This window comes from Nocardia sp. NPDC052566 (genome assembly GCF_044547285.1).
GTDB lineage: Bacteria > Actinomycetota > Actinomycetes > Mycobacteriales > Mycobacteriaceae > Nocardia.
This window is the reverse complement of sequence record NZ_JBIUAF010000001.1, coordinates 879,905-903,501: the sequence shown is the minus strand read 5'-3', so window position 1 is coordinate 903,501 and position 23,597 is coordinate 879,905. Positions and strand designations below refer to the sequence as shown.

Annotated in this window: 21 protein-coding genes; 13 read left to right on the top strand and 8 right to left on the bottom strand. The window is 68.3% G+C overall.

Annotated elements, in window-relative coordinates; translation table 11 throughout:
* Positions 1–77: 77 nt before the first annotated feature.
* The 6 genes from ACIG5A_RS03865 to ACIG5A_RS03840 form a co-directional block, all read right to left on the bottom strand.
* Positions 78–899, bottom strand: a complete 822-nt coding sequence (locus ACIG5A_RS03865) for a methyltransferase family protein (protein ID WP_397237393.1) — start codon at positions 897–899, stop codon at positions 78–80.
* Entirely contained in the window at positions 890–1,897 is a 1,008-nt protein-coding gene (locus tag ACIG5A_RS03860) for a fatty acid desaturase (RefSeq protein WP_397237391.1), read from the bottom strand. Before ACIG5A_RS03860 ends, ACIG5A_RS03865 begins: the two co-directional genes overlap by 10 nt.
* Positions 1,898–1,958: 61 nt before the next feature.
* Positions 1,959–3,227 (bottom strand): hypothetical protein, encoded by a 1,269-nt coding sequence (locus tag ACIG5A_RS03855; protein WP_397237389.1) that lies wholly within the window; start codon positions 3,225–3,227, stop codon positions 1,959–1,961.
* Positions 3,224–4,315, bottom strand: coding sequence for a polyprenyl synthetase family protein (locus ACIG5A_RS03850; protein ID WP_397237387.1), 1,092 nt, complete (start codon positions 4,313–4,315; stop codon positions 3,224–3,226). Before ACIG5A_RS03850 ends, ACIG5A_RS03855 begins: the two co-directional genes overlap by 4 nt.
* Before the next feature lie 464 nt (positions 4,316–4,779).
* Positions 4,780–5,400, bottom strand: coding sequence for a response regulator (locus ACIG5A_RS03845; RefSeq protein WP_397237385.1), 621 nt, complete (start codon positions 5,398–5,400; stop codon positions 4,780–4,782).
* Positions 5,401–5,470: 70 nt separating this feature from the next.
* Positions 5,471–6,667, bottom strand: coding sequence for a sensor histidine kinase (locus ACIG5A_RS03840; protein ID WP_397237383.1), 1,197 nt, complete (start codon positions 6,665–6,667; stop codon positions 5,471–5,473).
* Between the two features lie 86 nt (positions 6,668–6,753).
* On the opposite strand from ACIG5A_RS03840, the gene ACIG5A_RS03835 reads away from it, so the two are divergent.
* The 6 genes from ACIG5A_RS03835 (at position 6,754) to ACIG5A_RS03810 (ending at position 12,622) form a co-directional block, all read left to right on the top strand.
* A complete protein-coding gene (locus ACIG5A_RS03835; protein WP_397237381.1) occupies positions 6,754–9,753 on the top strand; it encodes an RND family transporter in 3,000 nt (999 codons plus the stop codon).
* Between the two features lie 306 nt (positions 9,754–10,059).
* Positions 10,060–10,440: a hypothetical protein gene (locus ACIG5A_RS03830; protein ID WP_397237379.1), complete on the top strand. Its 381-nt coding sequence runs from the start codon at positions 10,060–10,062 to the stop codon at positions 10,438–10,440.
* A 41-nt stretch (positions 10,441–10,481) separates the two neighbouring features.
* The gene (atpB, locus tag ACIG5A_RS03825; RefSeq protein WP_397238795.1) at positions 10,482–11,243 is read left to right on the top strand and encodes a F0F1 ATP synthase subunit A; all 762 of its coding nucleotides are present in this window, start codon (positions 10,482–10,484) and stop codon (positions 11,241–11,243) included.
* 42 nt (positions 11,244–11,285) lie between these two features.
* Positions 11,286–11,537: a F0F1 ATP synthase subunit C gene (locus ACIG5A_RS03820; protein ID WP_397237377.1), complete on the top strand. Its 252-nt coding sequence runs from the start codon at positions 11,286–11,288 to the stop codon at positions 11,535–11,537.
* 6 nt (positions 11,538–11,543) lie between these two features.
* On the top strand, positions 11,544–12,059 hold the full coding sequence (locus ACIG5A_RS03815) for a F0F1 ATP synthase subunit B (RefSeq protein ID WP_397237375.1): 516 nt from the start codon (positions 11,544–11,546) through the stop codon (positions 12,057–12,059).
* Positions 12,056–12,622, top strand: a complete 567-nt coding sequence (locus tag ACIG5A_RS03810) for a hypothetical protein (protein WP_397237373.1) — start codon at positions 12,056–12,058, stop codon at positions 12,620–12,622. The genes ACIG5A_RS03815 and ACIG5A_RS03810 overlap by 4 nt, the downstream gene beginning before the upstream one ends.
* Positions 12,623–12,687: 65 nt before the next feature.
* Here the strand turns inward: ACIG5A_RS03810 and ACIG5A_RS03805 are convergent, their stop codons facing one another.
* Positions 12,688–13,593 carry an aromatic prenyltransferase gene (locus ACIG5A_RS03805; RefSeq protein ID WP_397237371.1) on the bottom strand — a complete coding sequence of 302 codons (906 nt, stop codon included), beginning with the start codon at positions 13,591–13,593 and terminating at the stop codon, positions 12,688–12,690.
* Positions 13,594–13,809: 216 nt separating this feature from the next.
* Between ACIG5A_RS03805 and ACIG5A_RS03800 the strand changes: the two genes are divergently transcribed.
* From ACIG5A_RS03800 to ACIG5A_RS03770, 7 genes are all read left to right on the top strand, one after another.
* Positions 13,810–14,625 carry an endo alpha-1,4 polygalactosaminidase gene (locus ACIG5A_RS03800; RefSeq protein ID WP_397237369.1) on the top strand — a complete coding sequence of 272 codons (816 nt, stop codon included), beginning with the start codon at positions 13,810–13,812 and terminating at the stop codon, positions 14,623–14,625.
* A 175-nt stretch (positions 14,626–14,800) separates the two neighbouring features.
* Positions 14,801–16,825, top strand: a complete 2,025-nt coding sequence (locus ACIG5A_RS03795; RefSeq protein WP_397237367.1) for an MMPL family transporter — start codon at positions 14,801–14,803, stop codon at positions 16,823–16,825.
* Between the two features lie 5 nt (positions 16,826–16,830).
* A complete protein-coding gene (locus tag ACIG5A_RS03790) occupies positions 16,831–17,997 on the top strand; it encodes a sensor histidine kinase (RefSeq protein WP_397237365.1) in 1,167 nt (388 codons plus the stop codon).
* A complete protein-coding gene (locus tag ACIG5A_RS03785) occupies positions 17,994–18,632 on the top strand; it encodes a response regulator (protein WP_397237363.1) in 639 nt (212 codons plus the stop codon). Before ACIG5A_RS03790 ends, ACIG5A_RS03785 begins: the two co-directional genes overlap by 4 nt.
* Positions 18,633–18,884: 252 nt before the next feature.
* A complete protein-coding gene (locus ACIG5A_RS03780; protein ID WP_397237361.1) occupies positions 18,885–19,598 on the top strand; it encodes a tRNA-dependent cyclodipeptide synthase in 714 nt (237 codons plus the stop codon).
* Positions 19,595–20,785: a cytochrome P450 gene (locus tag ACIG5A_RS03775; RefSeq protein WP_397237358.1), complete on the top strand. Its 1,191-nt coding sequence runs from the start codon at positions 19,595–19,597 to the stop codon at positions 20,783–20,785. Before ACIG5A_RS03780 ends, ACIG5A_RS03775 begins: the two co-directional genes overlap by 4 nt.
* 42 nt (positions 20,786–20,827) lie before the next feature.
* A complete protein-coding gene (locus tag ACIG5A_RS03770) occupies positions 20,828–21,091 on the top strand; it encodes a ribosomal protein L7/L12 (protein ID WP_397237356.1) in 264 nt (87 codons plus the stop codon).
* On the opposite strand, the gene hrpB is transcribed toward ACIG5A_RS03770, so the two are convergent.
* Positions 21,088–23,529 (bottom strand): ATP-dependent helicase HrpB, encoded by a 2,442-nt coding sequence (gene hrpB, locus ACIG5A_RS03765; RefSeq protein ID WP_397237354.1) that lies wholly within the window; start codon positions 23,527–23,529, stop codon positions 21,088–21,090. The two genes, ACIG5A_RS03770 and hrpB, sit on opposite strands and share 4 nt — an antisense overlap.
* Positions 23,530–23,597 lie beyond the last annotated feature (68 nt).

The following is a 23,597-nucleotide window of genomic DNA, read 5'->3' as shown; positions in this document are numbered from 1 at the left end:
AGTTGGGCAACAAGGGAACTCGACCACCACCAGCACGTCGAGTATCCCGCGCGAGCGGCGGTGGCCGCGCGGGATCGCTACTGCCTGCGCGCCGCGCGCCGCAGGCGGGCACGCGCCGCGGTGCTCAGCGGTGACGGGAAGAAGGCGGGCACCTGCGCGGCATAGGCGCGGTAGGCCGCGCCGAACCGGGCGATGAGATCGCGCTCCTCCATGTAGGTGCCGATCAGGATGTACCCGGTCAATCCCGCCGCCCACAACAGATGTCCGGCCGTGAGCGTGCTCGCGCACCAGAAGCTGAGCAGCAGCCCGGTCATCAGCGGATGGCGCACCACGCGGTAGAGCCCGTGCACCTGAAGCCGGTCCGACGTCGCGTCGGGCACCTGGGTGACGTACCGGCGGTAGGCCTGGCTCAGCCCGAGCAAATGAAAGTGGTTGAGCAGCAACGTCGCCGCGTAGACCACCACGAAGCCGAGCCAGAATCCGGCGTCGAGCACCGTGCCGAGCGTGCCTTCGGCAGACCAGATCCGATACGGCAGCGGCTGCCAGCCCAGGCACAACACCCACATGGCCAGGCAGGTCATCACGATATAGACCGTGCGCTCCAAGGCCTCCGGCACGAATCGGGTGACGAACGCCTTGTAGGAGGGCCGCGACATCCCCGAGTGCTGCAGTCCGAACAGCGCGAGCAGCAGCACGTCGATCGCGACCGCGGGGACGGTCGACAGGCGTGGACCGTCGTCGACCGTCTTCGGCAGCCACCAGCCGCCGGCGAACAGCAGCATCAGGGGCACGGTCACCCCGGCCACTCCGTAGACGGCGAAGGCGATCAGGAACGGGACGAGCCTGCGACGGTCGGTCAGCACACCCCGTACCTGATGCTGCGTGGTGGTCAGATCCATGCGAACCAGGGCAGGAGCCGCGGACGGACCTTACCCTCCTCCATTCGCTTGTCCAGCTTGACCTTCCACCGCTCGCCGTAGGACGCGTTGAGGAATCCGTTGCGTACCACCAGGCGCCAGGCCGAGTTGATCGTCATCCAGTAGGGCACGATGACGCCGGGATCGACCTGCTTCATGAAGTCGAGCTTGTCCGGGATCTGGCTCCAGTGCACGCCGGGGTAGCGATGGTGCACGCTGTGGTAGCCCTGGTTGAAGATGAAGAAGTTGAGCCAATTGCCCGCCGTATTCAGCGATTTGCTCGGATCGTCCTGGTAGTCGCGTGCGGGCGCGTGGGTCAGCCAGGCGAAGTAGCCGGAGTTCAGCTGGGTGATCAGGAACGGGATGCCCCAAAACAGCGCGAACCGGGTGAAGCCCGCGAAGTACCAGATGGCCCCCGCCAGCACCAGCGCCAGCGTGAGGTCGAGGATGAACTGGTAGCGCCGCTTGCGCCTGCCCTCCGACGGATCGGCCGCGAAAATCATTCGCACGGTGTGCTTCTTGACGACGGTGCCGTACCTGATCCAGTACCAGACCGCGCCGAATCCGCGGTCCAGCCCCTCGGTGGACGTGACGTCGCCGGGGCCGTCGTTGAACCGGTGATGGTTGAGCACGTGCACCTCGCGCATCTCCGCCGCCGTCAGCGTCGCGGGCAGACAGCACATGATGTCGACGAACCGGTTCATCGGCTTCGACACGAAAAGCGCACGGTGCGTGTGCATGTGCAGCACACCGATGGTGAGCGAGAAGTCCAGCAGCGTCAGCAGCAGTATCAGCGGCACCGCCAGATACCAGTTCGTCGCGGCGGGCACGAACACGGCGAACGCCAGGATCACCGCCCAGCCCCCGACGTGAATCAGCGGGCCGATATTCGCCGGATGCTCGAGCTTCAGCACCCGGCGGCTGAAAGGTTCTGCCGCGACGGGTGTTCCGTCGCCGGCGCGGATGGGCGCGGTGGTCATGGACGTACTCCTCGAGTGGTTGTTAAAGGCGTTCCTTTGCTGGGATGGGTTGACCCATTGCTCATGGGCGTTCTCCTGGGGTCGAGGTGTCTAGTGCGGCGAGTTGGAATTTCGTGGCGAGCGCCCGCATCACGTCGGCGTCGCGCGGTGGCAGCCGTTCCAGGGCACCGAAGGCCAGGTGGTCGGCGATCATCATGATGCGGATCTCGGAGTCGGACAGCTTGCCGGTCAGCGGTTCCTCCGGCAGTTCGCGCACCAGGGTGAAGGTGGTGTCCACGATCAGCGGACCCACCTCCGGCGACATCGTGCGCGGGTCGCCCAGGCCGAGCACCCCCGATGTCGCGGTCGCACCGGCGGTGAGGTCGGGCGAGGAATCGAGGACGCGGTGGATGGCGCCGTCGGCGGACCGCCGCACCCGGTCGAGCATCTCGGCCCAGTTGGTCGGCGAGCTCGCGGCGAGCACCGCCGCGCCGAGCTTGCGCCGATACGGCGCGGGCGCGCCGACGGACGCGCACAGGAAGGCGGTGGTGGTAATCGTCATGTACGCCATGGCGACTCGCGCGCCGCGGTGCACGGTGTGTGGGCCCATCCAGGCCAGCAGGGAGATGCTGCCCAGTGCCGGGGCGAGCAGCCGCAGCATCACCGCCTGGGTCAGTTCCTCGCGGTTCCCCGCGCCGTACAGCGCGAGTTCGCCGTCGCGCAGATCGTTGGCCATCTGAGTGGTGACGCCGACGCACCCGGCCAGCTCGCGCAGATCGACCTCGGTGAACTTCTCGCCGACGGCGACCGCCTCGCACGCGTAGTACACCACCCGCCCGAGCACACCCTCGCTGTACGTGCCACGCGGCAACGGGGATTCGAGATTGCGGGCCATCACGGCGCCCACATCGGCGAGCATCAGCCCGACTCTTTCTCCGCGCTCGGGCGGCAGTGCCGACAGCAAGGCGCGGACGTCGTCGATGCGCTCGGCGAGCACCAGGTCGACGGCCTCGCTGTCGCGGGCCGCGACCGCGTGCAGCGGCGGGGGCGGTGTCTCGGTGTCGCCGTTCAGATAGCCGACGGCGCTGAGCACCGCCTCCCCCGCCTGGGAGCGATCGAGGAGATCCTCGTAGGCGTCGAGCACGCGGCAGGCCAGCAGCGCCGCGGTGGCCTCGGCCCGCAGGTCCGCGGACAGGAAACCGATGGCGATGCCGAGGTTTCGGGCCGCCGGGATCAGCGCGAGCCTGGCGAGCCGCTCCGGTGTCGGGGCGGCGCGCAGCGCGGCCAGATCGGGTGCGCGGCGCAGGTGCCGCAGCCCGCGGGCCAGGATGGTCAGCCTGTTGCCGGTCATCGGGAGATCACCTGCACCGTGAGCTCGCGCAGGTCCTCCCGCGCCGGCGAGACCGGAAACACCTCCAGCGCCCGGCATGCCGCCTCGACGGCCTCGACGGCGACCGCGCGCGCCGCCTTCGTCGCTCCGCTCTCGACCAGATCGGCCTGCAGATCGGCACTGGAAGTCGTATCGGAGAGCCACATTTCGCGCGCGTCCGGCCGCAGCGCCAGCCATTCGATCACCGGCCAGGTCGGTACCCTGCGGTCGATATCGCCGCAGGCCTCCTTACCGAGCCCGGGATCGCCCTCGACATCGCGCACGTCGTCCATGATCTGGAAGGCGAGGGCGAGCTGATCGGCGTACTCCATCAGCGCGCGCAGCCGATCGTCGTCCACCGCACCCGCCGAGCCGCCGTACGAGCATGCCAGCCGGAACAGTGTGCCGGTCTTCGCGTCGACGACGAGTTTGTAGTGGCGGCGCAGCGCGTCGCCGTCCACGGCGGGCGGCAGCGTCTCGATGAGCTGGCCGAACGACAGGTCCGAGAGCCGGTCCAGGTAGGTGACTCCCTTCGCCTCACCGAGCCGCGCGAAAACCACCGGGTTGTCGGTCAATACCCGCGCGCAGATCTGTAAAGCGGTGCCCGCCAAGTGGAATCCGGCCCTGGCCGCGGTACGCACGCCGAACGCGGCCGCGACCGACGGCGCGTCGCGCCGCAGGAGCGAGCCGTCGCAGATGTCGTCGTGCACGAGCGAGGACTCGTGGAACATCTCCATCGCGCATGCCATGTCGACGGCGTCGCGCAGCGACACCGCCTCGGCCGCCGCCGCGGGCAGCAGGCGGGCGCAGGCCAGCACGAGGCGCGCACGCACGCGTTTACCCGGCGCGGCGAGGACATGGTGGTAGATATCGTCGAAATCGTCACCGGTGACCAGGATTTCGCGCAGTCGCTCGGTGACCAGCGCGAGCTGGTCGACACGCGGGACGGTGTGCGCGTGCCCGTTGGTCGCGGGAATCGCGCTGTGCGAGCGGCCGTTGACGACGGCCTGCGTGGTGATCGGTGCTCTGGGCGCGCCTGCCACCTGGTCGCCCAGGTGTTCCAGACGCACAGCCAGGCGGGAATTTGGTTGGCGTGCTGGCGGTAGGGCGGAGTAATCCATGGCAGTGCACCCTCTTGCGTGTGATCACGGTGGACGGGGAGAACGGGTTGTCAGCAGGCAACCACAGGCTCGGCAGACGGTGTGTCACATAAATACGAGGCCCGGGTTGGCCCCGCAATCCTGCGGTTCGGCGGCGAATCCGGGTGTCGGAAGATTAGCGCCTGAGACAGCGGGGGCATAGTAGTTTTGCCCAAAATTAGGAGCTGTCCCAAAGTTACGGCAGAGCAAGCCGGTACGGATCACAAGTCACGTATCGCGTTGTGTACCAGTATATTTCGTTAGCTTACTGTTGGCGAATCGGCGTGTCGCTCATCCCATGTATACCACTTTGCGGACAGATCTGTTCGTCATAGTCGCACGTGATGCGGCCACACAGGAGCCAGCGAGGTCAATCCCTAAGGCAGCGCGGGCAATTAGCTGAGCAGGCCGAGGGACATGGCGGTGGCGACGGCCGCGGTCCGGTCGGACACTTCGAGTTTCGCGAAGGCCCGTTGCAGGTGCGTTTTGACCGTCGCCTCGCTGATGTGCAGCGCCACACCGATGTCCACGTTGGTGTGGCCCTTCGCGACGCAGCCCAGTACCTCCAACTCCCTTGCCGACAACTGGATTCGGTCCGACGGCCCCGCGCGCCGCGCCAACCGGCCCGCCACCGACGGCGCGAGCACGGTCTCGCCGCAGGCCGTCGCGCGGATGGCGTCGGCGAAGACGGCGCGCGAGCTGTCCTTGAGCAGATATCCGGAGGCGCCCGCCTCGACGGCGCGCAGGATATCGGTGTCGGTGTCGTAGGTCGTGACGATCAGAATCTTCGTCTCCGGCCGATGTTTCAGTATCCGCGCGGTGGCGGTGACGCCGTCGACATCGGGCATCCGCAGGTCCATCAACACCACCTGCGGGGACAGCCGCATCGCCAGCGCCACCGCCTCCGCGCCGCAGCCCGCCTCGCCGACCACCGTGAGATCCGTTTCGGCGGACAGCATCCCGCGCAGACCCTCACGCACCACCGGGTGGTCGTCGACGAGCAGCACCTCGATCACGCTGTGTCCTTTTCGGCATGAGCGGGGCCCTGCGTGGTCACGCTGCGCTGCCGCCTCCGGGCCTGACCGCTCACGCCGGTACCTCGATCCGCACCGTCGTGCCGCCGCCGACCGCGCTCGACACCGTCATCAGCGCGCCGATCTGCTCGGCCCTGCGGCGCATGCCGGACAACCCGAACCCGGCCGCCGCCACCGCGGGATCGAAGCCGATCCCGTTGTCGGCCACGGATAGTCGCACGCCGCCCGCCATCCCGCCGACATCGACGGTGACCGCGTCGGCCCGCGCGTGCTTGCGGACATTGGCGAACGCCTCCTGGGCGGCGCGCAGCAATGCCACCTCGCTCGCGGTGCTCAACGGCGGCAGCCCCGATTCGGCCGTCACCGTCACCGCGATCCCGGTCTCCTCGCTGAGCCGATCGCCCTGGCGGCGAATGGATTCGACGAGCGAGCCGTCGTTCAGCGCCGACGGCGTCAGCGCCGCGACCATGGCACGCGCCTCGACCAGATTCTCCTGCGCCGTCGCGCCGATCAGCCCGATGTAGCGCTGCACCGCAGCGGGATTCGCGACCTCCGCCTCTACCGCCTGTGCCAGGGTGACGATGCTGGTGAAGCCCTGGGCCAGCGTGTCGTGGATTTCCCGCGCCAGCCGCTCCCGTTCGGCGGCGGTGCCGGCGTCGTGGGACAGCCGCGCCACCTCACCGCGGCTGTGCTCCAGCTCCGCCAGCACCTCCGCCAGGTCCTCGTAGCGCCCGAACGCCAGGTTGAACGCGGTGCCGACGACCAGGCTCACCAGCAGGCCCGCGATCGAAATGATCGACACCAGTGCGACATCGGGCCCGTGGATGCCCTCCAGCGTGAGCACCCCGGCGACCGGGATGACGCCGACCACCCCGGCGGCCACCGCCCCAGCCCGCAGCGGCACCGGCATGAGGACCAGCGGGTAGACGATCAGCAGCGCGCCGATCGCCGGATTCGACAGGCAGCCCGCGAGGGTGAACAGCCCGATCACCACGCAGACGAAAACCACCGAGCGGCGGCCGAGTTCACGGGCATAGTAGAAATCGCGGCCGAAGCTGCGCCCCCACACCAGCATTGCCGACAGCACCAGCGTCGCGGCCAGCGGGTGGCCGGGATAGCGCGGATCGAGCAGGAAGATCACCGCGACGGCGCCGGCGAAGCCGAGCGCCTCGTAGCCGACCCACATCCGGTACCACAGATCCGAGCGGAACAAACCCGGGTCATGCTCGGTTGACCGCGCCGCCTCCATTCACCGACGATAGCGTCGACGGCCAGGTCGTGGTGTCCACCGACCAGTTGACATGCGTCGACGCGCCGGAAGTGGAGGGTGATCCCATGGCCAATGCTGTCGGCGGTGCGGTTCGCCGCTATCGCTACCTCATCGTCGGCGCCTGGCTGCTGGCCGCGGGCGTACTCAATCTCGTTGTCCCCCAGCTCGATACGGTCGTCTTCGCGCATTCTCCGCGGTTCGTGCCCGCCGACGCGCCGTCGGCGCAGGCGCTCACCGAGATGGGCAAGCGGTTCGGCGAATCGACCGGCTCCGGCATCGTCTACCTTGTCCTGCACCGCGATACCGGCCTCACCGCCGCCGATCGCGCCTTCTACGACGCGGTCGTGCGCGCCGCGCGCGCCGATCCCGCCCGGGTGGAATCGGTGATGGACCTCTGGTCCTCCCCCGCCACCGCGCCCGCCGTCCGCAGCACCGACGGACAGGCGGCCTATCTATTACTGCGCACCGCGGGCGACACCGGAACGACCGCGGCATCGGAATCCGTCGCGGCCGTGCGGGCTTCGGTGGCGTCGGTGCCGAAGCCCGACGGGCTCTCGGTCGACGTCACCGGGCCGACCGTGAGCGTCGCGGACCTGCTCGACGGCGCACACCGTGACCTGCTGATCATCACCGCGATCACCGTCGTCTTGATCGCGCTGCTGCTGATGCTGGTCTACCGGTCGATATTCGCCGCGGCGATACCGCTTGCGACGATCGGCCTGTGCCTGGCCATCGCACGGCCGGTGGTGGCGTTCGCGGGCGAGCACGGCGTGGAGACCTCCATCTTCTCGGTGGCGATGCTGTCGGCGATGATCCTCGGTGCCGGAACGGATTACGCGATCTTCGCGCTGAGTCGCTATCACGAGGCGCGACGGGCGGGCCGAGGCCAGGCCGAGGCGTACGACGTGGCCTACCGCCGCATCTCGCCGGTGCTCATCGCCTCCGGCCTCGCGGTGTCGGTGACGTGCACGGTGATGAGCGCCGCGCGCATCGGCATGTTCCGCACCATCGGCATCCCCTGTGCCATCGGCATACTCGTGGTCGTCTGCGCCTCGGTGACCCTGACCCCGGCACTGATCGCCATCGCCGGGCAGCGCGGGCTGATCGAACCGAAAGGCACCGGCAGTGCGCGGTATTGGCGCGGTCTGGCGTCGGTCGTCGTGCGCAGACCCGCCAGAATGCTCGCGGTCTCGCTGGTGCCGGTACTCGCGCTCATCGCCGTACTGTCCACGCTCGCCCTGAATTACGACGAGCGCGCCACCCAGCCCGCCGATACCTCCGCCAACCACGGTTTCGCCGTCACCGCCGCCCACTATCCAGGCAACCAGCTGCTGCCGAACTATCTGCTCATCCGTTCCGATACCGACCTGCGCTCCCCCGGCGTCTACGCCGCGCTGGACTCGATCGCCGCCGCCGTGGCCGCCATGCCCGGCATCGTGGCGGTGAACGGTCTCACCCGGCCGTTCGGCGGCCCCATTCCGCAGGGCACCGTCGGCAATCAGCTCGGCCAGGTCACCGGCCAGCTCGGCGCCGCGTCGACCCAATTGGTGGCGGCGCGGCCCGACGTCGACCGCCTCGTGGCCGCCACCGCGGCGCTCGCGGGCGGCGCGACAACGGCCGATGCGGCCGCGACGCGATTGGCCGACGGCACCAGGCGGCTCGACGACGGCCTGACCGCCATGCTCGACGGCGCCGCCCAATTGGACGCGGGCGCAACGCGACTGCGCTCCGGCTCGGCCGCCCTCGCGGCGGGCATCGATACCGCCATGGCGCCGATCCAGGCGCCGCTTTCCGCACTCACCGCGCTGCGCGACCAGATCGCGGCGAATCCGCACTGCGACGCCGATCCGCTATGCGCCACCGCCCGTACCGCGCTGGCCGCGCTGGACGGCTCCGCCGCCGGTCGAGTGCTCGCCGACCTCGGCACCCTGCGCGACGGCGCGCACACACTCGCCGACGGCAACGACCAACTCGCCGCCGCCGCAACCCGACTGCACGACGGGCTCGTCACCGCGCGAGCCGGGTCCACCCAGCTGCTTGCCGGGCAAACTCGGCTCACCACGGGGCTCGGCACCCTCGCCGACGGCGCCACGCAGGTCAACGCCGGTGTCGCACAGGTCGGTAGCAGCTTCACCCGCCTGGCGACCGGGCTCGATCAGGCAACGGCCTACCTCGACGGCCTGCGCACCGATGCGGGCGCGGCGCTGAACAACAGCTTCTACCTGCCCGCCTTCGCGCTCGCCGATCCGGATATCGCGGCAACCTGGGCGATCAACCTGCGCTACTTCGTCTCGCCGGACGGTCACCTGGCCCGGATCGTGGTCACCGACTCCGGCAACGCATTGACCACCGACGGAATGGCGCGCACCGAGCAGATCCTCGACACCGCCCGCCGGGCCGCGGCGACCACCACGCTCGCGACAAGCCGTATCGACGTCACCGGGCTCACCGCCACCTACATCGATCTGCGGCAGCTGGCGCTGCGTGATCTCGCCGTCATCATCCTGGCCACGTCCCTGCTGATCCTGCTCGTGCTCGGGGTGATGCTGCGCAGTCTCGTCGTTCCCCTCTATATCCTCGTCTCGGTCCTGCTGTCCTACGCCGCCGCGCTCGGCCTCAGTGTGCTTGTCTGGCAGCACGTTCTGGGCCGACCGCTGCACTGGTCGGTACCGTCGATCGCGTTCATCGCGCTGGTCGCCGTCGGCGCGGACTACAACCTGCTGCTGATGTCGCGCGTGCGCGACGAACTGCGCGCCGCACCGGGCACCGCCGCCGCCATCGCCCGCGCGTTGACCAGCACCGGCGGCGTGATCACCACGGCGGGCGCCGTTTTCGCCATCACCATGTTCGCGATGCTCAGTTCGTCCATCAATGTGGTCGCCCAGATCGGCTGCACCATCGGCGTCGGCCTGCTCATCGACACCCTCATCGTGCGCACCGTGATGATTCCGGCGACGGCCATGCTGCTCGGCCGCCACAACTGGTGGCCGGGCCGTGCCGCCGAGACCGCGCCGCGGCACGCGCCGGAGCCCGCCGAGGAGCCCACATCCGGGCGTGCACCGTAGTCCGGCGGCCGCCGAAATCGGTTCGCGGCGCTGTAGCGCCGGTGTTTGACATTATCCGCCGAATCGGACAAATGGGATTCCCATGACAAGACATGTGAACTGTGGATTATGTTGAGCGGCCTGTTTTTACACAAAACGGAGGGTCGCGGTCATTGGTTTCGTTAACCAACATGTCGCTGCGAGGTATATCAAGATCTTTTAAGAGAAAGATCAAAAACGTTGATACACAAGGATGTTGGTATGTGTATGCTGTGGATCAATCAAGAACCCACCAGAAGGTTGGGATGAGGGCGAGGTGGTGTCGAAGTGGACGTCAACAGGCTCCAAATACGCCGCGCGGCCATTCTTGCGATCGGTTTCGGCGTACTGATATTGATGGGCACCGGAGTTATCGATCGACTACTACTCGGCGTGTTCCTGTGTAGCGGTTTGATACTCGGCTGGCTCAATGCTCAGCTGACGCTGCGCAGTGCGACACGAATCGCCGATTCGGAACGGCCGAGTAAGCAACGACTGGCCGGATCGACGGCCGTGCGGTTGGCCGTAATAACGGTGATCGCGCTCGCGGTGGCAATCCTGGCCCGGCCCAACGGTTTCGGCATCTTCTTCGGATTGGCCACCTTCCAATTCCTGCTGATCCTCAATACCGTGCTGCCCGAGTTGAAAGCGCTGCGCCAGACATCATGACGATCTCAGTCGCACTACCTGCCCAGGCGTCCCTGTCCGGTATGACGCTGGCCGAAGCGGGCGCCGAACCCGGCGCCGAAGAGCCGAAGATCAAGGTCGGCGAGCACGCCGTCGCGCATTGGCTCGGCATGGATTTCAATGTCGACACCATCATCTCGACGGTGGTCGCCGCGCTGCTCGTGATCGGGCTCGCGTTCTTCATCCGGGTGAAGATGACCTCCGCCGTGCCGAACCTGGTCCAGCTGTCCGCCGAGGGCGTCACCAAGATGATACGCACCCAGGTGGAGACCAACATCGGCATGAAGGTGGCCCCGTTCGCGCTGCCGCTCGGCGCGACGCTGTTCATCTTCATCCTGCTGTCGAACTGGCTGTCCGTACTGCCGGTGCAGATCGGCGAGGGCGAGCTCGTCGCGCCGCCCGCGTCGGATGTCAACTTCGTCTTCGCGCTCGCGCTGTTCGTCTTCGTCTTCTATCAGAGCGCCGGTGTCGTGCGGCGCGGCCCGCTCGGGCATGTGAAGCAGCTACTCAAGGGGCATACCGGTTGGGGCCCCATGGTTTTGATCAACATCATCGAGGAGATCGCCAAACCGCTCTCGCTGTCGCTGCGATTGTTCGGCAACATGTTCGCGGGCGGTGTGATGGTCTCGGTGATCGCGCTCTTCCCGTTCTGGATCAGCTGGGGTCCGACCGCGCTGTGGAAGGCGTTCGATCTGTTCGTCGGCCTGATCCAGGCATTTATTTTCTCGCTGCTGACCGTGCTCTATTTCAGTCAGTCGATGTCACGTGAAGATGAACACCACTGATCGGCGCGGCCGGTCGAACTATTCCGAGAAAAGGAACCAACAATGGCAGCAGACCCAACCATCGTCCAGGGCGCCCTCATCGGCGGTGGCATCATCATGGCCGGCGGCGCGATCGGGGCGGGCATCGGTGACGGTCTCGCTGGCGCGGCATTGATCAACGGTGTCACCCGCCAACCCGAGGCCGAAAGCCGGTTGCGCGTCATCTTCTTCCTGACCGTCGGTCTGGTCGAGGCGGCGTACTTCATCAACCTAGCCTTCATGGCACTGTTCGTCTTCGCGACTCCCGGCAAGTAACGCGCCATGACTCCGCGAACAGATGATGTGGTAGCCCAGGGGAACTTTCTCATTCCCAACGGGACCTTCTTCGTCGAGCTGTTGATCTTCCTGATCGTGCTCGGTGTCATCTGGTTCTTCGTCGTTCCGCCGATCCGCAAGGTATTGGCGGAACGCGAGCAGCGGGTCGCCGAAACTGCCTCGAACGACAAGGAAGCGCGGCGATTGTTCGCCGAAGCCACCGAGAAGTATCAGTCGGGGCTGGAGCAGGCGCGCACCGAAGCGGCGAACATTCGCGACGAGGCACGGGCCGAAGGCAGGCAGATCCTCGAGGAGCTGCGTGCCGAGGCACAGGCGCAGTCCGATGCGATATTCGCCGAAACCTCGGCGCAGCTGCGGGCCGAAGCCGATCAAGTGGCGGCGGAACTGCGTCAGACAATCGAGCCGCTCGCCCAAACCCTCGCCGACCGCATCGTCGGGGTCGACGACGATCTGCACGCCGGAACGACCCCGGGCCATCAGACGGGACGGTCGCCCTCATGAACCACTCCGAAATCGTTCTCGCCGAAGGTATTTTCCACCTGAAGCTGGAATGGCCGGTCCTCCTCAGCCAGCTGGTCTCCTTCGGTGTCATCCTGTACGGGCTGTACCGGTTCTGGCCGTTGGTGCACAAGAACGTCATCGACAAGCCGCGAGACCTGATCGAGCGGCAGCTGCAGGAGAGCGATCACGCGAAGGCCCGGCTCGCCGAGGCCAAGCAGGCCTATGACACCGCGCTGGCCGAGGCGCAGCGGGAGCTCGAACTGCTGCGCAAGGACGCCAGGGAGGATTCCGTCTACATCATCGAGCAGATGCGCGCCGCGGCCGCCGCCGAGGTGGCCAGGGTGCGCAAGCAGGGACGCGATCAGGTCGTGCTGTTCCACAAGCAGGTGATTCGCAAGCTCGAGGAGGATCTCACCGCGAGCGTGCTGGCCAAGACGACCGCCAAGGTCCACGAACTGGCCAGCGCGCAGGAGTACAAGGTGTCCAGCATCGAGAAGGTGCTCGACGATCTGGAGACCATGCCTCCCAACGCCCGGCGTCGAACTCAGTCCCAGTGGAACTGAAATAGCCTGGCTGACAACACGATACGAGTTCCTGACGGCGCGGGCATTGCCCGCGCCGACTCGCGTCAACGGGAGTTGGTCACCCGCTGCGGCGCGGTGCCGCCGGGGAAGGTGATGTTCGCGGCCGCGGCATATTCGGCCTGGACCTTGAAGTAGCGTCCGGTGGGCCCGTAGGCGGCATAGAAGACGAACCCGCGGCTGGCGGGATCGGCGAACGGCGCACCGGCGACGAACCTTTCGAGCACCGGATCGAGATGGACCGGGAAGCTCTCCGTATCGAGGCGCACCGGGAGGCAGATGCGCTGCATCTCCGGCGCGGTCCAGGAGAAGGTGCGATACAGGTTGAACGCGCGCCCGAGCAATGCCAGCTCGTCCGCGGCGGCCGGAGCGAAGTCGAGATCGCTCAATATCTCGGCGATATCGGCCGAGGTGAGGGTGCCCGGCACGAAGACCTGAGAGTAGAGATTCAGCGTGCGCGCCGTGAAATCGACTGCCATGATGCCGATCTGGCCGCCGTAGTGGGCCAGGTGCGCCGCATGACCGCGGGCCGAATCCGGGATGCCCGCGAAGCCGAGCATCCGCTCGACGCTCAGCAATTCCGGGAACATCAGCCAGACCTTCTGCACACCGCCGGTGAGCGCGAGATCGACACCCGACCGCGTCGGCACCGCGGCCAAGACCTCGGTGAGCAGCGTCTCCATCGGATGACCGGTGAAGGTGAGCAGTCCGGCGTCGCGCAGCGTAGCGATCAGCTCGCCGGGGTCACCCGGGTGCATCACCCGCGCATTGACGTCACGCTCGGCGACGGGCTGGGTGGTGGTGCGGACACCGACGACGGAATGCGTCCAGAGGTCCGCGAGTGCGTCGAGCACCGGATCGACGACGGCCGGGTCGTACCTCGTCTCGGCCAGTCGCGCGTACTCGCGCAGGTCATTACGGAATTTGTCGAGCGTCAAGACAGATGTGCCCATGGTCACCTTCGATTGCCGACCGCCACGTTGCTGAACAGCTGGACCATATGTTGCCCGCGCTCATCGTAACCCGGTTCTCGGTGATACGGCCGCTCATCAGCCCTTTCCCGACGGCAGCCCCCAGGCTTCGGGGTTTGACGGTGTACGACGGCAATGGTTGTATCGGCCTGTGCCCGAGGGGGTTTCGACGGTCACACCGGAAACGAAGAGAGTCGAGTGATCACAATATCCACCTCACGCATCCTCCGACACGCCGCCGTGGCGGTCGTGGCCATGGCCACCTGTGCCATCCAGCAGGCCGGTGCCGCGAGCGCCGCGCCGCCGGTCACCCCACCCCCGCTGCACGGTGGGTTCGACTATCAGATCACCGAGCCTTACGACCCGCCGCAGGGCGTCACGATCGTCAGCCGCGACCACTCCGCCGCGAAGGCGCCGAACATGTACAACATCTGCTACGTGAACGGCTTCCAGGCGCAGCCGGGCGCGGAGAGCGAGTGGGAGCCCGACCTGCTGCTGCGCGACGCCGACGGCAAGGTCGTGATGGATACCCGGTGGAAGGAGGCGCTGCTCGACATCCGCACCGACGACAAACGCCACCGGATCGCGAACAAGGTCAACACGTGGGTCGACGGCTGCGCGAGCAAAGGATTCAATGCCATCGAGGTCGACAACTACGACAGCTACACCCGCTCGAAGAACCTCCTCACCCCCGACCACGCGGTGACCTTCGCCGCCGTGCTCGCCGGGCACGCGCACGACCGCGGCCTGGCCATCGGGCAGAAGAACGGTGCGGAACTCGTCGGCCGCCGAGCCGAGGCGAAGCTGGACTTCGCCATTGCCGAGGAGTGCGGTGACACCAAGGAATGCGGCGTCTACGCAAGAGCGTTCGACAACCACGTCATCGATATCGAATACACCGACGCGGGGCTGGCCGCGGCATGCTCGGGCTTCAAGGACACACTGAGCATCGTGCGCCGCAACGTCGACGTCACCACGCCCGACGACCCCGACTACGTCCGAAAGACCTGCTGAGACCGGTAAACCCGGCTCGTGTCCACCGGTCGGTGGACACGAGGTTCCACCTGTCGCGGGTGTCGGTGGTGCCACCGCAGCGGACAGCATGGTGCGCATGCGAAATCGCCAGGTAGCCATAGCCAATTGGAGTGCACGTCATCCTTGGCGCGCCATAGCGGGGTGGGTGCTCTTCGTGGCGGTGTGCCTCGGCGGTGGCCTCGCGATCGGCGCGAAACCCGCGGCCACCGAGGATTTCCGGATCGGCGAGGCGGGCCGGGCGGAAGCGATGGCCGCCGCGGGCGGGCTGCAACAGCGGCCGATGGAGCGGGTGCTGATCACCGCGGGGCCCGGCGCGGCGGCGCTCGACCCCACTGCCGCCACCGCCGCCGCGCATAAGATCACCCAGCGCATGCTTGCCATGCCAGCGGTCGAATCCGTTGCCGCGCCGGTCTTTTCGTCCGACGGCAGCGCGTTGCGCGTCGATGTGACCATGAAGGGCGCGGAGCTCGACGGTAAGAAGCAGGTCGCCGCGCTGCGCGCACAGACCGAGGAGGTACAGCGCGCCGAACCCGGCCTGCTGATCGAGGAGACCGGCGGTCCCTCCATCAGCAGCGGCGTGGACGCGCTGCGCGGGCGCGACCTCGCGCGCACCGAAATGATCGCGCTGCCGATCACGCTGATCACCCTGCTCGTCGTCTTCCGTTCCGCGGCAATGGCACTGGTGCCGCTGCTACTCGCGATCTCGTCGATCGCCGCGGCCATCGGGCTGTCGATGCCCGCCTCCCACGTGTTCCCCGACAACGGCGTCGGGATCAACATCATCCTGCTCATCGGGATGGCGGTCGGCGTCGACTACACGCTGTTCTATCTGAAACGCGCGCGGGAGGAACGCGCGCGTGGCGGCGGGTTGCTCGGCGCCCGTGCGGCGGTGGAACTGGCCGCGGCCACCTCGGGGCGTGCCGTGGTGATCTCCGGGCTCGCGGTCGCGGTATCCGTCGCGACCATGTATCTGGCCGACGACGTCATCTTCTCCTCGATCGCCACCTCGGCCATTCTCGTCACCCTGGTCGCGGTCGCCAGCTCGCTGACCGTGCTGCCCGCGCTGCTGACCGTGCTCGGCGACGGCACGCAGCGCAAAACCGCACCGAAAGCCGGAATCACCGGTGCAGTGCTGCGCCGCACCGCGGCGAATCCGGCTGTCGCGCTGGGTATCTCGGTGCTCGCGATGCTCGCGCTCGCCGCACCGCTGCTCGGTCTCACCCTCACCGATATGGGCCGCGAGACCCATCCGCGCACCATCCCGGCCATGCGGGCTTTCGACCGGCTGAATACTGCCTTCCCGCAACTGAAGTCGATGCATCAGGTGGTCGTCACCGCCGAGCCCGCCCGCGCGGGCCAGGTGGCGGACGCATTGCGCGCACTCGCCGAGCGAGCGCGGACCGACCCCGACTTCGCGGGCGCCGCCGAGTTGCGCGCCTCCGCCGACGGACGGGTGAGCCTGCTGGAACTGCCTGTGCCACACCACGTCAGCGAGAACGCGGCCCGCCGCTCGCTCGAACGGCTCCGCACGGACTACCTGCCCGCCACGGTCGGCGCGCTGCGCGCCGCCGACTACGCGGTGACCGGCGACATCGCTCGCTACGCCGACTATCCCGCCCATCAGAAGCGCAAGCTGCCGCTGATCATCGCGACGCTGCTTCTTGCGACCTTCGCGCTGACCGTCGCCGCCTTCCGCTCGGTGGTACTCGGCCTGATCGGCGTGCTGCTGAACCTGCTGTCGGCGGGCGCGTCGCTCGGGCTGCTCGCGCTGGTGTTCCAGCACACCTGGGCCGAGGGCCTGCTCGGCTTCCATTCGACCGGCACCATCGGTTCCCGGGTGCCGCTGCTGCTGTTCGTGATCCTGTTCGGGCTGTCGATGGACTACCAGGTCATCGTGCTGAGCCGGATCAGCGAGGCCGTACGCGGCGGCATGCCTGCCCGCCGTGCGGTGCTGGAGGGTGTCGGCGGCTCGGCGGGCGTGGTGACCAGTGCCGCGTTCGTCATGGTGACCGTCTTCGCCAGCTTCGTTCCGCTGCACATCATGGAGATGAAGCAGATGGGTTTCGCGCTCGCGGCGGCGGTGCTCCTCGACGCGTTCGTCATCAGGATGGTGATCCTGCCCGCCCTGTTACTGCTGCTGGGTGCGCGCGCCTGGTGGCCCGCCCGGTCCGTAGGGTGATCGGGATGGAGCAACGGCCGCGCATCGAGGACCGGTTCCGGTTGCGGGCGCTGCGCCGGTGGTACGCCGTGTGCTGGGTGGTGTTCGGGCTGTGCCCGCCGCTGATCGCGGTGCACGATCGGATCGACGCGACGAAGTACGGGACGTGGGCGGCGATCGCCCTGGCCGCCGGTGCCTTCGCACTTCGGACGGCCTTGCCGCGCGGTCTCGTCGGCAGGCCGGATGCCTTCCTCTGCGTGCTGGTCACGGTGCTCGGCGTCACGGCGGTGCTGCTCGAGGGCGGCGCGGCCTTCCTCATCGTCTCGCTGCCGATGTTCTGGATGCACGCCGCGACCGCGCGACGCGCGATCACCTATACCGTCGTCGCGACGGTGGCGACGCTCGCCGGGAACCTCGCCCACCCGCAGCCCTCCCCCGGCAACGCCGTGTTCACGCTCATCGGCGGCGCGGGCGGCATACTGCTCGGGCTGCTGGTGGACCGGGTGATCCGGCAGGCCGATGCACGCGCCCGCGTGCTGAGCGCCCAATTGCGGCGCACACAAACGGAATTGGCCGAGGCGCACCAGCGCCAGGGCGCGGCCGAAGAGCGCGAGCGGCTGGCCCGCGAGATCCACGACACCCTCGCCCAGGGCTTCGCCTCCATCATCGCGCTCGCCGAGGCGGCCAGGAACGGCATCGCCTCCGATCCGGCGCTCAGCGTGCAGCAGCTGCGCTCCATCGAGCGCACCGCGCGCGAGAATCTCACGGAGGCACGCGTTCTCGTCGGATCCGCGCCGGGATCCGATGCCGGCACGATCGCGCGCTCGCTGCGCCGGGTGCTCGATCGGTTCGTCGAGGATACCGGGCTCACCGTGCACGCGGAGCTGGCGGATATCGCCTGTGATCAGCCCACCCGGATCGCCCTGCTGCGCTGCACCCAGGAGTCGCTCGCCAATGTGCGCAAGCACGCGAACGCGAGCACCGTGAGCGTCGTGCTCGAGCGCGGGGCCACCGGTATCGAGCTCGAAATCACCGACGACGGTAGCGGATTCAGCCCGCGCGAGGCCCGCGGCTTCGGCCTCGACGGCATGCGCCGCCGCCTGGCCGAACTCGGCGGCGAGCTCACCGTGACCAGTTCCCCAGGCGAGGGCGCCCGAGTCTTCGCCGCACTGCCCGCGAACGATCGGATATGACAGTGCCCGAACAACTCCGCCTGGTGATCGTCGACGACCACGTGGTGATGCGCGCGGGCATCGCCGCACTGCTCGCCGCCGAGCCGACCATCGATATCGTCGGCGAGGCGGCCGACGGGCAAGCGGCGATCGAGTTGGTCGAGCGCCTCGCGCCCGACGTCGCGCTGCTCGATCTGCGCATGCCGGTGCTCGACGGGGTGTCGGCCACCCGCGCCATCACCGGCCGGACCGCCACCCGGGTACTGATCCTCACCACCTACGACACCGACGCCGATATCGAACGCGCCGTCGAGGCGGGCGCGATCGGCTATCTGCTCAAGGACACCTCGCGCGAACAGCTCGTCGATGCCGTGCACGCCGCGGCGCGCGGGCAGACCGTGCTCGCCCCGCGCGTGGCCGAACGCCTCGTCGCCCGGATCCGCCGCCCCGCCCCCGTCGCGCTCACCCCGAGGGAGGTCGATGTGCTGCGCGGGGTCGCCGACGGGCTGTCCAACCCGGAGATCGGCAGGCGCCTCGTCATCGGGGAGGCCACGGTGAAGACGCATCTGCTGCGGATCTTCGCCAAGCTCGACGTCGCCGATCGCACCCACGCGGTCGTCGTCGCCATGGATCGCGGTTTGCTCCCCGGACTCTGATGATCATGGAGATGCACAGCGGCACAAGAGATCTCGCTGTACTTCAGGGTTCCGCGCCGTGGCTATTGTATGAATCTCCAATGCGGCTGGCGGATTCCGGGCACAGTTCGGCGCGCCTGAGGTTGTTCCGAAAGCTCCGATAGCGCAAAGATCAAGGGGCTCACGAGGATTGAACCACCACAACGGCGTAGCGATCATTCTCGTGGCGGTAATCGCATCGAATCGTAACCTTCGACGAAAGGTACGCTGTTCGTGACGTCATCCATCGTCGCACCGTTCGCGGTGCGCCCCTTCACACCGCACTGCGAGGTCATCTACCGCGAGGCCGACCACGCCGTCATCGGAGTCTCACCGGGTAACAGCTACTTCTCCGGGCAGCGCCTGCGCGATCTCGCGCACTGGGGGCGCACGCACTTCGATCGGGTCGACTTCGTCTACACCGATATCTACATCGCCGAAATGTACGAGGCGACAGGGTATTCCGAGCTCGAGGCGCGCCGCAAGGCGGTGAAGAACCTGCGCGGCGTGCGCGCCAAGCTCACCACCGCGGCCGCGGCGGCCGACCCCGACGGCACGCGGGTGTTCCTCCATCCGATGTCGGAATTCCGCTCGAATCCGGCCTACCGGCGCATTCACGACGACATCACCGAGCGGCTCGACTCGGACGCGGAGTTCCGCGATGTCTGCCAGGAACTGGTGAACCGCTTCCTCTCGGCGAGAACCGCCGACGGACAGGCGCCGACACCCAGGCAGCGGCAGGTGTGCCTGGACTACGTCTGCGCCGAGGCGCCCCTGTTCCTCGACACACCGGCGATCCTCGGTGTGCCCTCCTCCCTGAACTGCTACCACCAGCTGCTACCCATGGCCGATCTGCTGTATTCGCGCGGCGCCGGTCTGCGCGCCTCGCGTAACCAGGGCCACGCCATCATCACTCCCGCCACCGGCGCCGAAGGACTGCACTCATGACCGCGACCGAAACCGTCCTCGACTTCCCGTTCTCCGCCCGCGGCGATCAGGTGCCGCACGAGGTCGCCGAACTCCGTGCGACACAACCGGTCCGCAAGGTGCGGACCATCGCGGGCGACCCGGCCTGGCTGGTCAGTACATACGCGCTGTGCAAACAGGTGCTCGAGGATCGGCGCTTCTCGCTGGCGGAGACGTCCGCGCCGGGTGTGCCGCGGCAGTACGCGCTGACCATCCCGCCCGAGGTGGTCAACAACATGGGCAATATCACCGGCGCCGGCCTGCGCCGCTCGGTGATGAAGGCACTCAATCCGAAAGCGCCCGGCCTCGAGGACTTCCTGCGCGCCACAGCGGCGGATCTGGTGGACGCCTTCGTCACCGAGGGCGCGCCCGCCGATCTGCGCAACGACTACGCCGAACCGTATTCCGCCGCGCTGCACTGCCATATGCTCGGCATTCCGCAGGCCGACGCGCCCAAGCTGTTGCGCAGCCTGCACGTCGCGTTCATGAATTCGGCGGAGCCGATCCCGGCCGCGAAGCTCAACTGGGATCGCGATATCGCCTACATGACCGAGCGGCTCGACGACCCGGCCAGCACCGGCCTGATCGCCGAATTGGCCGCGCTGCGTGCGGATCCCGAGTACGCGCACGTCCCGCCGGAGATGCTCGCGACCGTCGGCGTCACCCTGTTCGGCGCGGGCGTCGTGTCCACCAGCGGGTTCCTCACCATGGCCCTGTTCTCCCTGCTTCAGCACCCCGAATTGGCGGCGCGACTCGCCGCCGACCCGGAGCTCATCCCCGCGGGAGTCGAGGAACTGCTGCGCATCAACCTCTCGATCGGCGACGGCCTGCCCCGCCTGGCCACCGAGGACATCCAACTCGGCGACGTCCTCGTCCGCCGCGGCGAACTGGTCCTCGTCCTCGTCGAAGGCGCCAACTACGACGCCGAAGCCTTCCCCGATCCGCACTCGATCGACCTGGCCCGCCCCAACCCCACCGCCCACCTGTCTTTCGGTGGCGGCCAGCACTTCTGCCCCGCCACCGCCCTGGCCCGCCGCCACGCCCACATCGCCATGGAGGCCCTGCTGGCCCGCGTTCCCGACATGACACTGGCCATCCCGGTCGACCAGCTCGTCTGGCGCACCCGCTACATGAAGCGCATCCCGGAACGCCTGCCCATCATGTGGTAGCGCACCCGCGAGCGGACCATAGAAGTCGGCTATGTTCGTGGGATGTTCGGTAATCGGCGCTTGGAACGCAAGATCGACGCGGTGAACTACAAACTGGATCTGATCATGAAGCAGCTCGGTGTCGAGGTGCCCGCCGGGGCCGCATACGAGGTGCGCAAACCCGTTGCGGCGCCGATCGGTATGGCCGAGGTGGATGCGCTTTTGGCGCAGGGCAAGAAGATTCATGCGATCAAGGTGTACCGCGAGCTGACCGGGGTCGGCCTGAAGGAAGCCAAGGACGCGGTCGAAAGCCGGGAACGCTACTAGCCGCGGGCCGCGTTGCGGGCGGTGCCGCGGTGGGCGGGCACCGTGGCCGGGTCCTCCGGCCAGGCGTGTTTGGGGTAGCGGCCGCGCAGGTCGGCGCGGACCTGGGGCCAGCCGGTGCGCCAGAAGGAGGCCAGATCGGCGGTGACCGCGACCGGGCGCTGGGCGGGTGAGAGCAGGTGCAGCAGGATCGGGACTCGCCCTTCGGCCAGGCGCGGCGCCTGTGCCCAGCCGAAGACCTCCTGCACTTTGACCGCGAGCACCGGCGGGTCGGTCGAATAGTCCAAGCGAGGCCGGCTACCGGACGGGACCTCGAGGCGTTCGGGCGCGAGTTCGTCCATTCGGGCCGCTTCCGGCCAGGGCAGCAGTCGGCGCAATGCCTGTCCGGCGTCGATGCGTTCCAGATCGGCGCGGCGGCGCGCGGTGGCGAGTTCGGGTCCGAGCCAGGTGTCGGCAGCGGCGAGCAGCGATACGTCATCGACCGGCGGCCACGGCGCACCGAGCGCTCGGTGCAGGAAGTCCAAGCGCTGCCGAAGGACGAGGGCATCGGAATCCCAGTGCAGCAGCGCGAGACCTGACTCGTGCAACCCCCGGCGTACCGCGGCGCCGATCAATTGGGGATCGGGGTCGCGAATCGACCTCTCCGACAGCACGATCGCGCCGAGTCGCTCGACCCGCCTGGCAACGACACCGCCGTCGATCCAGTCCACCTCGTCGGCGGTCACCAGCAGGTTCGACGCGGCACGGCGGGCCAGCTGCTCATCGGCGACCGCGGCCAGCCGGATCTGCCCCTCGGCACGTCCCGGGTCGCGCGTCGCCACCGCGACCGCCAGCCACTGCGCGTCGCCCAATCCGGCACCGGGCGGCAACGTCACCGCGGTGCCACCGGCCATCAGGTAGCTCGTCGAACCGGGGCCACGCCGTCGGGCGAGCCGCTCCGGATGGGCAAGGGCGACAACGAGAGCCGGATCGTCGGCCCCGGCCGCCCCTTCGACCGACCGTGCCAGCCGCTCGACCTCCCGCCGCCACCGCGGCGGCCGTTCCCGCCGCAGCGTCCGCAGTCCGGCGACGAGATCGACGCCGGGCGTGAGAGTGTCGTCATCGAGCACACTGACGACCTCCGCGGCCGCCAGCGCACCGACCTCGGCCGCGCCGTCGAGCAGTGCCCGCGCCAACCGGGGATGCAGGCCGAGCTTCGCCATGCGCCGCCCGCGGTCGGTCACCGCACCGTCATCATCGACGGCGCCCAACGCGCGCAACACATCCCGGCCCGCGGCCAAACCACCGGGCGGCGGCGCATCCCACCAGGCGAGGCCGTGCCCGTCGGGTGTCCCCCAGCACGCCAGCTCCAATGCCAGCCGCGTCAGATCCGCCGTCCGGATCTCGGGCTCCGGAAACGCGGGCAGCGTGGCGTGCTCGTACTCCGGCCAGCACCGCCACACCCAGCCCGGCGCCTCGCGCCCGGCGCGCCCGGCCCGCTGCTCGGCCACCGCCGCCGAAACCCGCACTGTCGCAAGGCCGGACATGCCACGCCCGCGATCGATGCGCGGCACCCGAGCCAGCCCGGCATCCACCACCGCACGGACACCGGGCACCGTCAAACTGGATTCGGCGACCGCCGTGGACAGCACCACCCGCCGCCGCTCCCCCGGCCGCAACGCCCTGTCCTGGCTCGCGGCGGCGAGCCTGCCGTGCAGCGGTACGACATCGATGCCGGACAGATCCGCCAGAAGCGCTGTCGTCCTGCGGATTTCCGCCGCGCCGGGCAGGAAGACCAGGAGATCACCCTCGGCCTCGTCGAGTGCCGTGCGGGCGGCCCGCACGACCTGCGCCTCGATACGCTCCCTCGGCAGTGCCGGAAGATACCGCACGTCCACCGGGTGGGTCCGGCCGTCGACCCGCACCACCGGCGCGTTCCGATCACCGCCGAGCAGTGCCGAAAGCCGTTCCGCCGCAACGGTCGCCGACGTGGCGAGGACCCGCAGATCCGGCCGCAGCCCGGCACGCGCGTCGAGCAGCATGGCAAGCAGCAGGTCCGCGTCGAGGTGCCGTTCGTGGCATTCGTCGAGTACCACCACGTCCACCCCGGCCAACTCGGGATCACCCTGTAACCGCCGCACCAGCAGCCCGGACGTCACCACCTCGACCCGCGTCCGCGCACCGGCCCGCCGATCCCCGCGCACCGAATATCCGACGGTCTCCCCGACCTGCTCCCCCAGCAGTGCCGCCATCCGCGCCGCGGCCGCGCGCGCCGCCAGCCGCCGGGGTTCGGCCACCACCACCCGCCCCTCGGTCGCCGCCGCCAATGCCAGCGGGACCAGGGTGGTCTTGCCGGTCCCCGGCGGCGCGACCAGCACGGCCGTCTCATGGTCCGTCAGCGTTTCGACGATGTGGTCGAGTGCGCCGCGGACCGGCAGATCGGGAAGCTCAGGCAGTTTCATTACCGATCAGTCTGCCGGGTCACCGGAAGTAGGGCCGCGCCTGTACCCAGTGCAGCAGCCAGACCCTG